Genomic DNA, 14,497 nt, shown 5'->3' with positions numbered 1-14,497 from the left:
TTAGTATTATTAGTTGAAATGAATTATTGACTATGTTAATATTTAAATAGTAAGTTGTTATAAGAATATTTCAAAGATTCTGAAATTTACATCTTTTGTAAAATGGTGCGAGGAGGATATAATGTCGACACTACTTAGTAAAACTAGAAGATTAAATAAGATTTTACAAAAATCAGGTACTGAAGCTATAGCTTTTGGAGATATATGCCAATTATTAAGTGAAGTTATGTCATGTAATGTATATTTAGTTGGAAGAAAAGGTGATATATTAGGATATTCCTTTTTTGAAAAATTTGAGTGTGACATAATGAAAGAAAAAGTTGTTGTTGATAGAAAATTCCCAGAAGACTACAATAATAAATTAATAAACATTCAAGATACAATTGCTAACATACCTAATAGGGGGATTTGTGTTTTTGAGGGAGTAGGAGATTGTATTATTTCTAAGAAAATATCAACTATTGTTCCCGTTATTGGTAATGGAGAAAGGTTAGGTACTTTATTATTAGCAAGGTTTGGGGAAGAATTTAATGATGATGATTTAGTTTTAGCAGAATATAGTGCTACAATAGTTGGAATGGAGCTTTTAAGAGCTAGACAGGGAGAAATAGAAGAAGAAGCACGCAAAAAGGCAGTGGTTCAGCTAGCTATTGGTACCCTATCTTATTCAGAGTTAGAAGCTGTTGAACATATTTTTAGTGAGTTAAAGGGAGACGAAGGATTATTAGTTGCCTCTAAAATAGCTGATAAAGTTGGAATAACAAGGTCAGTTATAGTAAATGCCCTTAGAAAATTTGAAAGTGCAGGAGTTATTGAATCTAGAAGTCTTGGTATGAAAGGTACTCATATAAAAATTTTAAATGAAAAATTAATGGATGAACTTAAAAAGATAAAATAGTTTAAGGTTAAAGGGGGATTTTATGCCCTCTTATTTTTATAAAAAATATAAAAAGAGAAATAATATTTTTAAAAAGATTTTTTGAATTTTTTACATAACAAGAATTTTAATATGTAGTATTTATTATTTTAAAAAACTTTTAAAAATCTTGTTGATACTTTTAAAACCCTATGTTATACTATCAAAGGTAACAAATACACACATTATCGAATCTATAGGCTGGTGCTACTTATATAAGTGGTGCTTATAGTAAGGAAGATAGTGGAGGAAATAACCAATCTAGGAGGAAAAAATAATGTCAGTAATTTCAATGAAACAATTATTAGAAGCTGGTGTTCATTTCGGACATCAAACAAGAAGATGGAACCCTAAAATGGCTCCTTACATCTTTACAGAAAGAAACGGTATATACATAATCGATTTACAAAAAACTGTAAAGAAAGCTGAAGAAGCTTATAACTTTATAAGAGAAGTATCAGAAGCTGGTAAAGACGTAATATTCGTTGGAACTAAAAAACAAGCTCAAGAAGCTGTTAAAGAAGAAGCAGAAAGATCAAACATGTACTTCGTTAACCACAGATGGTTAGGAGGAATGTTAACTAACTTCTCAACTATAAAGACAAGAATAAACAGATTAAACAAATTAGATGAAATGGAACAAGACGGAACATTTGATGTTTTACCTAAGAAAGAAGTAATCAAGTTAAAACTTGAAAGAGAAAAATTACAAAGAAACTTAGGCGGAATCAAAGAATTAGATGCTTCAAACATAGGAGCTATGTTCGTTGTTGACCCAAGAAAAGAAAAAAATGCAATAGCAGAAGCTAAAATATTAGGAATCCCAGTAGTAGCTATAGTTGATACTAACTGTGACCCAGAAGAAGTTGACTACGTAATTCCAGGAAATGACGATGCTATAAGAGCAGTTAAATTAATAGCTGGTAAAATGGCAGACGCTATAATCGAAGGAAGACAAGGCGAGCAATTAGCAGAGTAATATTAAGATAAATACTGAAAAGGTAGATGAAGCTCTCTTATGCTTTGTTTACCTTTTAATTAAATAGTCAGGAGGAATTTCAATGATAACAGCTAAAGCAGTTAAAGAGTTAAGAGAAAGAACTGGCGCAGGAATGATGGATTGTAAAAAAGCGCTAACTGAAACTAATGGAGATATGGAAAAAGCAGTTGAAGTTTTAAGAGAAAAAGGATTAGCAGCTGCAGCTAAAAAAGCTGGAAGAGTAGCCGCTGAAGGTATAGTTAAAACTTACGTATCTGAAGATATGAAAAAAGGTTCAATAGTTGAAATCAACTGTGAAACTGATTTCGTTGCTTTAAACGAAGAATTTGTTGGATTTGCAGGAAGAGTAGCAGAATTAGTTGCTAACTCAAATGTAAATACTGTAGAAGAATTATTAGCAGAAAAATTAGACGGAGATAAAACTGTTCAAGAAGTTTTAACTGAGTTAATAGCTAAAATCGGTGAAAACATGAGCGTTAGAAGATTCGAAAGATTTGCTATAGAAAATGGAATAGTTCAAAGCTACATTCATGGTGGCGGAAGAATAGGTGTTATGGCTGAGTTAGCTTGTGATGCTCAATCACCAGTATTAGCTGAAGTTGCTAAAGATGTTTGTATGCAAATAGCTGCTGCAAACCCACTATTCTTATCAGAAGCTGATGTAGATCAAGAATCTTTAGAAAAAGAAAAAGAAATATACAGAGCTCAAGCTCTTAACGAAGGAAAACCAGAGCACATCGTTGATAAGATGGTAATGGGAAGAATCAAAAAATACTGTAAAGAAGTTTGTCTTTTAGATCAAGCTTGGGTAAAAGATGGCGACAAGTCAATCGCTAAATTATTAGAAGAAAAATCAAAAGAAGTAGGTTCTCCAATAACTATAACTAAGTTCGTAAGATTCGAAAGAGGAGAAGGAATCGAAAAGAAAGAAGAAAACTTCGCTGAAGAAGTAGCTAAAATGGGCGGAAAATAATAACATAAGAGAACACATTGTGTTCTCTTTTTTTAGAATATAGATATAAAATTAAAAATTTCAGCGTTTTGGAGGTTTAAGATGGGAACTTGTAAATACAAAAGAGTTATGCTTAAGTTATCAGGTGAAGCTTTAGCAGGTGAAAATGGTTTTGGGATAGATTTTAATATAGCAATGGACATAGCAAAAGCAGTAAAAGAACTTGTTGATATGGGCATAGAAGTAGGAGCTGTTGTAGGTGGCGGAAACATATGGAGAGGCAGAAGTGGAGAAGGTATGGATAGAACAACTGCTGACTATATGGGGATGTTAGCAACTTCTATAAATGCTTTAGCACTTCAAGATTCTTTAGAATCTTTAGGAGTAGACACTAGAGTACAAACAGCTATAGAAATGAAAGAAATTGCAGAACCTTATATAAGAAGAAGAGCTATGAGACACCTAGAAAAAGGTAGAGTAGTAATATTTGGAGCAGGAACAGGAAACCCTTATTTTTCAACTGATACAGCAGCAGCTTTAAGAGCCGCTGAAATAGAAGCTGATGTAATTTTATTAGCTAAAAAGGTTGATGGAGTTTATGATAAAGATCCACATAAATATGATGATGCTAAAAAATATGACAAATTATCATATATAGAAGTACTTGAACAAGGTTTACAAGTAATGGATTCAACAGCAACATCACTTTGTATGGACAATGATATCCCTATATTAGTATTTGCTTTAGATAATCCTGAGAATATCAAAAAGGTTGTTTTAGGAGAAAATATAGGAACAATAGTAAGTAGCAAAAAATAAGGAGGAGTTTTAAATGATTAAGGACGTTATAAAAAAATCAGAAGAAAAAATGAATAAAACTATAAATTCATTAAATTCAGAATTAGCTACAATGAAAGCTGGAAGAGCAAACCCAACTATGTTAGATAGAATTCAAGTTGAGTATTATGGAAGTATGTGTCCTTTAAATCAAGTAGCTAATGTTTCATCACCAGAACCAAGATTATTAGTTATAACACCTTGGGAAAAACCAATGCTTAAGGAAATAGAAAAGGCTATCTTAAAATCAGATTTAGGAATAAATCCAAACAATGATGGTACTATAATAAGACTTTTAGTTCCAGAATTAACTGAAGAAACTAGAAAAAATTTAGTTAAGAATGTGAAAAAAGTTGGAGAGCAAGCTAAAGTTGCTATAAGATCTATAAGAAAAGATGCAAATGATAAAGTTAAGAATTTCAAAAAAGAAGGAACTATAACTGAAGATGAAATGAAAAAGGGTGAAGATGACATCCAAAAAGTAACTGATAAATTTGTTAAAGAAATAGATAATATAGTTGCAGCTAAAGAAAAAGAGATTATGTCAATTTAATTTAAAAAAACCTGCTCTTTAGCAGGTTTTTTATTTTATAATTAAATTATAAGGAGGAAGCTCTATGTTAGAGATTTTTGGGAAAAAATCAAATGAAACTTTAGAAGAAATAACTTTAGATAAAGAAAACATGCCAAAACATATTGCTATAATAATGGATGGTAATGGAAGATGGGCAAAAAAAAGAGGTCTTCCAAGAACTATGGGTCATAGAGCAGGAGTTAAAACTATAAAGAGTATAGTAAAAGAGTGTGAAATATTAGGGGTTAAGTACTTAACTTTATATGCTTTTTCTACTGAAAATTGGAAAAGACCAGAAGAAGAAGTAAATGCTCTTATGAAATTAGCAATTGAATTTATTAAGGAAGAAATTCATGAACTTGATAAAAATAAAGTAAAAGTTCAAACTATAGGAGATATTTCAAAATTTCCAGAGGAGCCTAGACAAGCTATTGCATGGGCTAAGGATAAGACTAAAGATAATGATGGCGTAATATTAACTTTAGCTTTAAATTATGGCGGAAGAGATGAAATATTAAGAGGAGTAAAAAATATAGTAGAAGATGTAAAAATGGGAAAGATAAAGGTAGAGGATATTAATGAATCTACTTTTGAAGACTATTTATACACAAAAGGAATGCCAGATCCAGATCTTATAATAAGACCAAGTGGAGAACAAAGACTTAGCAACTTTTTATTATGGCAATGTGCTTACTCTGAATTTTGGTATTCAACAATAAATTGGCCAGATTTTAAAGGTGAAGATTTAAGAAGAGCCATTTTTGATTATCAAAATAGAGATAGAAGATTTGGTGGAATTAAATAAAAATAGAGGTGATTTTGTGAAATCTAATAGTAGATATTTAGGGGCACTTATAATGGCACCCTTTATTATATTTATATTTTTAGGTGGAATTTGGCTTAAGATTCTTACAATAGCCCTTTCTTTTGCAGGACTTTATGAATATTATAAAACTGTGAAGGTAGCTAAGTTAAAGCCTATTTCCATAGCGGGATATATTTTACTTATTTTATATTATTTAACAGGTAATAATTTTGAAGTTTTATCATTTTTGATAATAATAGGAAGTTTCCTTTTACTTTGTGTTCCTATATTAGATATTAAATATACATTTATAGATGTAGCTGTTACAATATTAGGATTTATATATGTAGGCGTTTTCTTTAGCTTCATATACTTAGTAAATTCAAAAACAGGAGGACAATATTTAGTTTGGCTTATATTCTTAGCTTCTTGGCTTTGTGATACAGCAGCTTATTATGCAGGAAGATTCTTTGGTAAACATAAGTTATGTCCAAAGGTTAGTCCTAAGAAAACTATTGAAGGTTCTATAGGTGGAGTTTTAGGAAGTACTTTAGCATGTGGAATATTTGGAATATTAATATCTCACAACATACCATCAATACCGGTATATCATTATTTTATAATAGGTATATTATGTGGAGTTTTCTGCCAATTTGGTGATTTAGTAGCTTCATCTATAAAAAGATATGCTGGAATAAAAGATTATAGTAATTTAATACCAGGACATGGAGGAATATTAGATAGATTTGATAGTATTTTATTTGCTGGTACTGTAGTATTTTTCTATTTAACTCTTGTTTTAAAACTTTAATGCTTTAGATTTTCTAAAGCATTTTTTTTATTTAAAAGAATATTAAAAGATAAATTGAGTATATTTATTATGTGTAAGCAATAAATATAATAACTTTTTTAAAAATAAAAACATAATAAATGTATATTATTGTATTTAAGTATATAATGATATAAAATAATAGAATAGACTAAGTAGATTATTTTAGTCTATTATGTTTTAATGAAAACTTAGGAGGAAAAAGTTATGAAGAAAATATCTATACTAGGGGTAACTGGTTCTATAGGAACACAGACTTTAGATGTATTAAGATTTCATAAAGATGCTTTCAAATTAGTTGGTATAACAGCTAATAGAAATATAAAATTAACCTTAGACATAATAAAGGAGTTTTCACCTAAATGTGTTGCTATAAATCACAAAGAATCTTATGAAAAGCTTGTGAATTTAGTAAAAGAAGAAGGGTTAAACTGTGAAATAATATACGGTATGGAAGGGTTAATAAAGGTAGCTACTTTAGATGAAGTTGACATAGTAGTTACTTCAGTTGTTGGAATGATTGGTTTAAGACCTACCGTTGAGGCTATTAGAAAGAAAAAAGATATAGCTTTAGCAAATAAGGAAACTTTAGTGGTAGCTGGTGAACTTGTAATGAGAGAAGCTAAGGAAAATGGTGTTAAAATTCTTCCTGTAGACTCTGAGCATAGTGCTATATTCCAATCACTACAAGGAAACTATCATAATAAAATTGATAAGATATTATTAACTGCATCAGGAGGACCTTTTAGGGGATTTAGAATAGATGATTTAAAATTAGTAACTCCAGAAAAGGCTCTTAAACATCCAAAGTGGAATATGGGACAGAAAATATCAATAGATTCTTCAACATTAATGAACAAGGGCTTAGAAGTTATAGAAGCTCATTGGCTATTTAATTGTCCTTATGAGAACATAGAAGTTGTAGTACATCCTCAATCAATAATTCACTCTATGGTACAATATACTGATGGTGCTATTATAGCTCAATTAGGAGTGCCTGATATGAAATTACCAATTCAGTATGCCTTAAATTATCCAAATAGAGGAGAAAATATTAGTGAGAAATTAGATTTATTTAAAATTAGAGAATTAACCTTTGAAAAGCCAGATTTAAACACATTTAAATGCTTAAAATTAGCTTATGAAGCAGGAATAAAAGGAAAACTTATGCCTACTATTTTAAATGGTGCAAATGAAGTTTGCGTTGAGTTATTCTTAAATAAAAAAATAAGTTATTTACAAATACCAGAGATAATAAAAGAGTGTATGAATATTTTTGATTACAACAAAGAGGTAACTCTTGATAATGTAATAAATTTAGATAAAGAAGTTAGACAGTATATATGTGAAAAGTATAATTAGGAGGTAAAAGGGTGTATATAATTTTTGCTTTAATAGCTTTTAGTGTTTTAATCGTAGTTCATGAACTTGGGCATTTTATTGTTGCTAAATTAAATGGTATTTATGTTGAGGAATTTGCAATTGGAATGGGTCCAAAGCTTTTTGGGGTGAAGATTGGAGAGACAGAATATAATTTAAGAATACTTCCTTTTGGTGGCTTTGTTAGAATGCTTGGAGAGGAAGAAGAAAGCAACGATTCAAGAAGCTTAAGTAATAAAACTCCAATTCAAAGAATCCTTGTTATGGGGGCTGGAGCTTTTATGAACTATTTATTAGCCCTTTTGATTTTTATTGGCTTAACTATGAATACTGGTTTTGCAGAGAATAAGGTTGAAAAAGTTTTACCAAATTCTCCAGCACAGGAAGTAGGAATAGAAAAGGGGGATAAATTCCTAAAAATAGATGGCCATAGAATTTATACTACAGAAGATTTTAAAATGGGATTAGTTTTAGCAAAGGGAAATCCAGTTGATTTAGAGATAAAAAGAGGAAATGAGGTTATTTCAAAAACCGTAAAGCCTATTGTAAATGAAAATGGAATGTATCAAGTGGGAATAAATTATGATTTTGTAGAAAAACCTACTTTACTTCAAGGCGTAAAAGAAGGTTTTAATAAAACAAGAAGTCTTATATCTCAGTCATTTATTGCTTTAAAGAGCATAGTTATGGGAAAAGCAAATTTAAAAACAGATGTAGGTGGTCCTGTTACAATAATTAAAATGTCAGGTCAAGCTGCAAAAGCAGGTATAAGTAATCTTTTATGGTTTATGGCATTTTTAAGTGTTCAATTAGCTGTATTTAACCTTTTACCATTCCCAGCTTTAGATGGAGGAAGAATTTTCATAGAGATTATTCAGATGATAATTAGAAAACAAATTCCATCTAAATATGTTGAAGCTTTAAATACCTTAGGCTTTATGCTTCTTATGGGACTTATGGTGTTGGTTACTATAAAAGATATAATATTCCCGATACTATAAAGTTTGGAGGACTTAGTTGTGAAGAGAAAAGAAACTAGAAAGGTTAAAGTTGGAAATATATATGTTGGAGGAGATTTTAGAGTTTCTGTCCAATCTATGACAAATACAGATACAAAGGATGTAGAGGCTACTGTAGAACAAATAAAAAAGCTACAAGAAGCAGGGTGTGATATAGTTAGATGTGCAGTTTTAGATATGGAGGCAGCTTCTGCTATAAAAGAGATTGTAGAAAAAATAAGCATTCCTTTAGTTGCAGATATTCATTTTGACTATAGATTAGCTTTAAAGGCTATAGAAAATGGAGTTTCTGCAATAAGAATAAATCCAGGAAATATTGGTTCAAGGGAAAAGGTAGAAGCGGTAGTGAAAGCTTGTAAAGAAAAAAATATTCCAATAAGAATTGGAGTAAACTCAGGTTCGCTTTCAAAAGAACTTTTAACTAAATATGGTAAACCTACCCCAGAAGCACTAGTTGAAAGTGCTTTAGAACATGTTAAAATATTAGAAGAATTAGATTTTCACGATATAGTAATTTCTATGAAATCTTCAAATGTTGAAACTATGATAGAAAGTTATAGAATAGCTTCTAAAAAGACAAATTATCCTCTTCATTTAGGTGTTACAGAAGCAGGTACACCTTGGAGAGGAACAATAAAATCAGCTATAGGTATAGGAACTTTACTTGCAGAAGGTATTGGTGATACAATAAGAGTTTCTTTAACAGGGGACCCTGTTGAAGAAATAAAGGTTGGAAAAGAAATTCTTAAGAATTTTGGATATGTAAAAGATGGAATAGAATTTATTTCATGTCCAACTTGTGGAAGAACCCAAATAGATTTAATAAATATAGCTAAAGAAGTTGAAGAAAGATTAAAAGATTGCAAAAAAAATATTAAAGTTGCAGTTATGGGCTGTGTTGTAAATGGTCCTGGAGAAGCAAGAGAAGCTGATATTGGTATAGCTGGAGGTAAGGGAGAAGGTCTTATCTTTAGAAAAGGAGAAATAATTAAAAAAGTAAAAGAAGAGGATTTAGTTGAGGAACTTATAAAAATAATAGAAACAATTTAAGCTTAAAGGAGGGATTAATATCCCTTCTTTATGTTGTATAGGGATAATTTAAAATAAAATTCAAAGGAGGCTTAGATTTTGAGTAATGAGTTTGTTAAAAAGATTAACAGGTCAATAAAATCAGATGAAAATCTTAATGATTTAGAATTTGAAATAACTAAGTTTCAATTGGTTAAAAAAAGCAATATTCTTAGAGCTTTAATAAAAAGTAAAGAAAAGTTAAGCGAAGAACAAAAAAATATAATTAAGAAATATATAAAAAAAGCTATAGGTTTTGAAGTTAATGTAGAAATTATGCATTATATAGATATTTCAGATATAAGTTTAAAAGAAGTAGGAGAAAAACATTGGAATCATGTCTGTGAAAAAATCATAGAAAAACATCCTGTTTTAAAAGAGTTTTTAATTAATTCTCCTAGGGAAATTAAAGAAGAAAAAATAACTATAAAAAGTGGTTCTAAATTTTTATGTAATTATGTTGCTAAAAAGAGTTTAGATAGAGAAATTAAAGGATACATAAAATCATTTTTTGGAATTAACTCTCTTGTAGAGTTTAATTATGATGAAAGTTTAGAAGATAAAAATTATAATGAAGCTAAATTAAATGAAAATAAAGAAATAGCTAAAAAACTTATAGAAAGCATAAAATCACAAGAGCTAAAAGAAAAATCTTCAAAAAGAGAAGGCGGAGAAAATAAAAATAAAACAGCAAGTTCTAACAAAGGAACTTATGAAAAGAAATATTATAAAGATGAACCTAAGGATGAAAATACTATACTTGGAAGAAGTATTCAAGGGGAAAGTGTAGATATAAGTAGTATAGATATGGGTTCTGGTATTGTTACTGTTTCAGGAGATGTGTTTAAAACTGATATTTTTGAAACTAAAACAGGAAGAATAATACTTACATTTTTTATAACAGATTATACAAGTTCTATATCTGTTAAGTGTTTTTTAAGAGAGAAAGATAAAGAACATGTTTTAGAAAATGTTAAAAAAGGTCTTTATTGCAAAGTTAGAGGGGAAGCTACTATGGACCCATATGCTAAGGAAGTTGTAATAATGGCTAGAGATATAAATAAATTGAAAAAGATAGAGCGTACTGATAATGCAAAAGAAAAGAGAGTTGAGCTTCATATGCATACAACTATGAGTTCTATGGATGCTGTAACTTCTGCAAGTAAAATTGTTGAAAGGGCAGCAAAGTTTGGCCATAAGGCTGTGGCAATAACAGACCATGGGGTTGTTCAAGCTTTTCCTGATGCTCAAATAGCAGCTAAAAAAAATAATATAAAGGTTATTTATGGAGTTGAAGGATATTTAGCAGATAATGGAACACCAATAGTTATTAATAGTAACAATGAATCCTTTGATGATGAGTATGTGGTATTTGACATAGAAACAACAGGCTTTTCAAGCAAAAATGATAAGATTATAGAAATTGGTGCCGTTAAATTAAAAAATGGAGAAATAATAGATTCTTTTAGTACATTTGTAGACCCTAAGGTAAATATTCCGTATAAAATTACCGAGCTTACAAGTATCACTCAAAATATGGTAAATGGTCAGCCTAGTATAGAGGAAGTATTGCCTAAGTTTATGGACTTTGTAGGTGATTCTGTATTAGTAGCACATAACGCTTCTTTTGATGTAGGATTTATAAAAAAGAATTTAAAAGACATGGGAAAAGAATTGAAAAATCCTGTAATGGATACAGTTCCTTTAGCTAGGTATCTTTATCCAGATTTAAAAAAGGTAAAATTAAATTTAGTTGCTAAGCATTTAGGCATAAGCCTTGAAAATCATCATAGAGCTGTAGATGATGCTAAGGCAACAGCGGAAATATTAAAATTTTCTTTTAAAAAAATGAAAGAAGAAATGGATATTCATGATGTTAAAACATTAAATGAAAAGTATTTATCAAATATAGATGTGAAAAAGTTACCTCTACATCACATAATAATATTAGCTAAAAATCAAGTGGGAATTAAAAATTTATATAAACTGGTATCAATGGCTCATTTAGATTATTTTGCAAGAAGACCAAGACTTCCAAAGAGTTTAATTTCTCAATATAGAGAAGGGCTTATAATTGGTTCTGCCTGTGAAGCAGGTCAATTGTATAAAGCAGTTTTAGAGGGCAAAAGTGAAGGAGAACTTAAGGAAATTGCATCCTTTTATGATTACTTTGAGATTCAACCTATAGAAAATAATGAATTTCTTATAAGAAAAGGTAATGTAAAAGATGAAGAAGAACTTAAAGATTTAAATAAAAAGATATATGATTTAGGAAAAGAAATGGATAGGCCAGTAGTTGCAACCTGTGATTGTCATTTTCTAGACCCTAATGATGAGGTTTTTAGAAGAATAATAATGGCTGGTCAAGGTTATGGAGATGCAGATAATCAACCACCTTTATATTTTAGAACAACAGATGAAATGCTTAAGGAATTTGAATATTTAGGAAAAGAGGCTTGTGAAGAGGTTGTAATAGAAAATACTCAAAAAATTGCTGATATGGTTGAGGTTGTAAAACCTATACCAGATGAGACATTTCCACCTAAAATAGAAGGTGCTGAAGAAGAAATAAGAAATATGACTATGAATAAGGTTCATAGTATATATGGAGAAAATCTTCCAGAGGTTGTTCAAAAAAGATTAGATAAAGAACTTAATTCTATAATAAATAATGGATATGCTGTTTTATATCTTATAGCACAAAAATTAGTTGCTAAATCTTTAGAAGATGGATATCTAGTTGGTTCAAGAGGCTCCGTTGGTTCTTCTTTTGTAGCAACAATGTCAGATATAACAGAGGTTAATGGGTTGCCACCTCATTACGTATGTCCAAATTGTAAAAAATCAGAGTTTTTCTTAGATGGTTCTATAAGTTCAGGAGCTGACTTACCAGATAAAAATTGTCCTGATTGTGGAGCTAAATATATAAAGGATGGTCATGATATACCTTTTGAAACATTCTTAGGATTTGAAGGAGATAAAGAACCTGATATTGACCTTAATTTCTCAGGAGAATATCAAGCGGTTGTTCATAAATACACAGAAGTTCTTTTTGGAAAGGGATATGTATTTAAAGCTGGTACTATAGGTACTGTAGCTGAAAAAACAGCATATGGATTTGTTAAAAAATATCTTCAAGAAAGAGATATAGTTGTTTCACAAGCAGAAATTGAAAGGCTTACAATTGGATGTACTGGAATAAAGAGAACAAGTGGGCAACATCCTGGTGGAATTATGGTTGTTCCAAATGATAATGAAATATATAATTTCTGTCCAATACAACATCCTGCTGATGATGTAAATACAGATATTATAACAACTCATTTTGATTATCATTCAATAAGTGGTAGACTTTTAAAACTTGATATACTAGGACACGACGACCCAACTGTTCTTAGAATGCTTCAAGATTTAACTAATTTAGACCCTAAGACTATACCTTTAAATGATAAAAAGGTTATAAGTTTATTTACATCACCAGAGGCTTTAGGAGTAACTAAGGAAGAATTAGGATGTGAAGTTGGGAGCTATGGACTTCCTGAGTTTGGAACAAAGTTTGTAAGACAAATGCTAGTTGATACACAACCTAAAAGTTTTGCTGACCTTGTTAGAATTTCTGGACTTTCTCATGGTACTGATGTTTGGCTTAATAATGCTCAATATTTTATTAAGGAAGGATACACTACATTAAAGGATTGTATAGCAACAAGAGATGATATTATGGTTTATCTTATGTATAAGGACCTTCCACCTAAAAAAGCTTTTACTATAATGGAAAAGGTAAGAAAGGGTAAAGGACTTAGTGAAGAAGATGAAGCTTTAATGAGAGAAAAAAATGTGCCAGATTGGTATATTGAATCTTGTAAGAGAATAAAATATATGTTTCCAAAGGGCCATGCAGTTGCTTATGTTATGATGGCAGTTAGAATAGCTTATTATAAAGTTTATTACCCAGAAGCTTACTACACAACATATTTTACAGTAAGAGCAGATGATTTTGATGCTGATTTAATATGTAAAGGTGAAGAAGCTATAAAGGCAAAGATGGAGGAATTAAATTCTTTAGGAAACAATATATCTGTAAAAGAAAAAGGACTTTTAACGATTTTAGAAATATCTTATGAGATGTATAAAAGAGGCTTAAACTTCTTAAAAGTTGATTTATATAAATCAGAAGCAACAAAATTTAAAATCGAAAAAGATGGAATAAGACCTCCTTTAAATGCTCTTCAAGGTGTTGGAGATAATGCAGCAAAGAGTATAGTTGAATGTAGAGAAAATGGAGAATTTATTTCAAAGGAAGATTTAAGACTTAGGTCTAAGGTTTCAAAGATAGTAATAGAGACTTTAGATAATCATGGATGTTTAAATGGAATGCAAGAGAGTAATCAACTTAGTCTATTTGGCTAAATTTAAAAATTTCTTGTAATATAAAATATACTATGTTACTATATAAGTAGAAGTTTTTTACTAATAGTTTAAGGTAAAGGAGTGGGACAGAAAAGCCCGCTCTTTCTATTTGTAACGCAACTTAGAATAAAGTTGCGTTTTTGCATACCTATTATTATATAAATTAATAGGTATTTACTTTATTGGATACAATAAAAATAAGATTTAAAACTTAATAAGGGAGGGAAGTATAATGAAAAAAGAACAACTTGTAGCTGATCTTGAAGCACTTTGTGCTCCTATAGTTAAAGAAAAAGGATATGATTTATATCATATTGAGTATGTAAAAGAAAATAATGAATATTATTTAAGATTATATATAGAAAAGCCAGAAGATAGAATCTCTTTAAGAGATTGTGAAATTGTAAGTAGAGCATTAAGTGATATGCTTGATATAGAAGATCCTATAAAAGATGCTTACTTCTTAGAAGTTTCATCACCAGGATTAAATAGAAGATTACATAGTGATGAGCATTTTAATAGATTTATAGGAAAAGAAGTATTTGTTGGATTTAAGAGTTCTTTAAGTGGAAGAAAAAATGTAAAAGGAATTCTTAAGGCAGTAAATGATGATGAAATAGTAGTTGAATGTGAAGGGAATGAAGTAAAAGTTCCTAAAGATAAAATTAAAACAGCGAACCTTGAAGGGGAGATATAATTTTAAGGAG

12 protein-coding genes are annotated in these 14,497 nt (G+C 29.9%); all 12 read left to right on the top strand.

Annotated elements, in window-relative coordinates; translation table 11 throughout:
* Positions 1-121 precede the first annotated feature (121 nt).
* A complete protein-coding gene (codY, locus tag AC4FRL_RS04615) occupies positions 122-898 on the top strand; it encodes a GTP-sensing pleiotropic transcriptional regulator CodY (protein ID WP_491139042.1) in 777 nt (258 codons plus the stop codon).
* A gap of 295 nt (positions 899-1,193) precedes the next feature.
* Positions 1,194-1,895, top strand: coding sequence for a 30S ribosomal protein S2 (gene rpsB, locus AC4FRL_RS04610; RefSeq protein WP_491139041.1), 702 nt, complete (start codon positions 1,194-1,196; stop codon positions 1,893-1,895).
* A gap of 82 nt (positions 1,896-1,977) precedes the next feature.
* Positions 1,978-2,889, top strand: a complete 912-nt coding sequence (gene tsf, locus AC4FRL_RS04605; RefSeq protein ID WP_491139040.1) for a translation elongation factor Ts — start codon at positions 1,978-1,980, stop codon at positions 2,887-2,889.
* A gap of 81 nt (positions 2,890-2,970) precedes the next feature.
* Positions 2,971-3,687 (top strand): UMP kinase, encoded by a 717-nt coding sequence (gene pyrH / locus AC4FRL_RS04600; RefSeq protein ID WP_491139039.1) that lies wholly within the window; start codon positions 2,971-2,973, stop codon positions 3,685-3,687.
* A gap of 13 nt (positions 3,688-3,700) precedes the next feature.
* Positions 3,701-4,258 carry a ribosome recycling factor gene (gene frr, locus AC4FRL_RS04595; RefSeq protein ID WP_491139038.1) on the top strand — a complete coding sequence of 186 codons (558 nt, stop codon included), beginning with the start codon at positions 3,701-3,703 and terminating at the stop codon, positions 4,256-4,258.
* Positions 4,259-4,322: 64 nt separating this feature from the next.
* Positions 4,323-5,084: an undecaprenyl pyrophosphate synthase gene (gene uppS, locus AC4FRL_RS04590; protein ID WP_491139037.1), complete on the top strand. Its 762-nt coding sequence runs from the start codon at positions 4,323-4,325 to the stop codon at positions 5,082-5,084.
* 16 nt (positions 5,085-5,100) lie between these two features.
* Positions 5,101-5,895, top strand: coding sequence for a phosphatidate cytidylyltransferase (locus AC4FRL_RS04585; protein ID WP_491139036.1), 795 nt, complete (start codon positions 5,101-5,103; stop codon positions 5,893-5,895).
* 225 nt (positions 5,896-6,120) lie between these two features.
* Positions 6,121-7,275, top strand: coding sequence for a 1-deoxy-D-xylulose-5-phosphate reductoisomerase (locus tag AC4FRL_RS04580; protein ID WP_491139035.1), 1,155 nt, complete (start codon positions 6,121-6,123; stop codon positions 7,273-7,275).
* An 11-nt stretch (positions 7,276-7,286) separates the two neighbouring features.
* On the top strand, positions 7,287-8,294 hold the full coding sequence (gene rseP, locus AC4FRL_RS04575; protein ID WP_491139034.1) for an RIP metalloprotease RseP: 1,008 nt from the start codon (positions 7,287-7,289) through the stop codon (positions 8,292-8,294).
* Between the two features lie 18 nt (positions 8,295-8,312).
* On the top strand, positions 8,313-9,362 hold the full coding sequence (gene ispG, locus AC4FRL_RS04570; RefSeq protein ID WP_491139033.1) for a flavodoxin-dependent (E)-4-hydroxy-3-methylbut-2-enyl-diphosphate synthase: 1,050 nt from the start codon (positions 8,313-8,315) through the stop codon (positions 9,360-9,362).
* Between the two features lie 78 nt (positions 9,363-9,440).
* The gene (locus AC4FRL_RS04565) at positions 9,441-13,790 is read left to right on the top strand and encodes a PolC-type DNA polymerase III (RefSeq protein ID WP_491139032.1); all 4,350 of its coding nucleotides are present in this window, start codon (positions 9,441-9,443) and stop codon (positions 13,788-13,790) included.
* A gap of 232 nt (positions 13,791-14,022) precedes the next feature.
* Positions 14,023-14,487, top strand: coding sequence for a ribosome maturation factor RimP (rimP, locus tag AC4FRL_RS04560; RefSeq protein WP_491139031.1), 465 nt, complete (start codon positions 14,023-14,025; stop codon positions 14,485-14,487).
* Positions 14,488-14,497: the final 10 nt, after the last annotated feature.

The organism is Clostridium sp. TJA032 (assembly GCF_058310275.1).
This window is presented reverse-complemented; position numbering and strand designations above follow the sequence as displayed.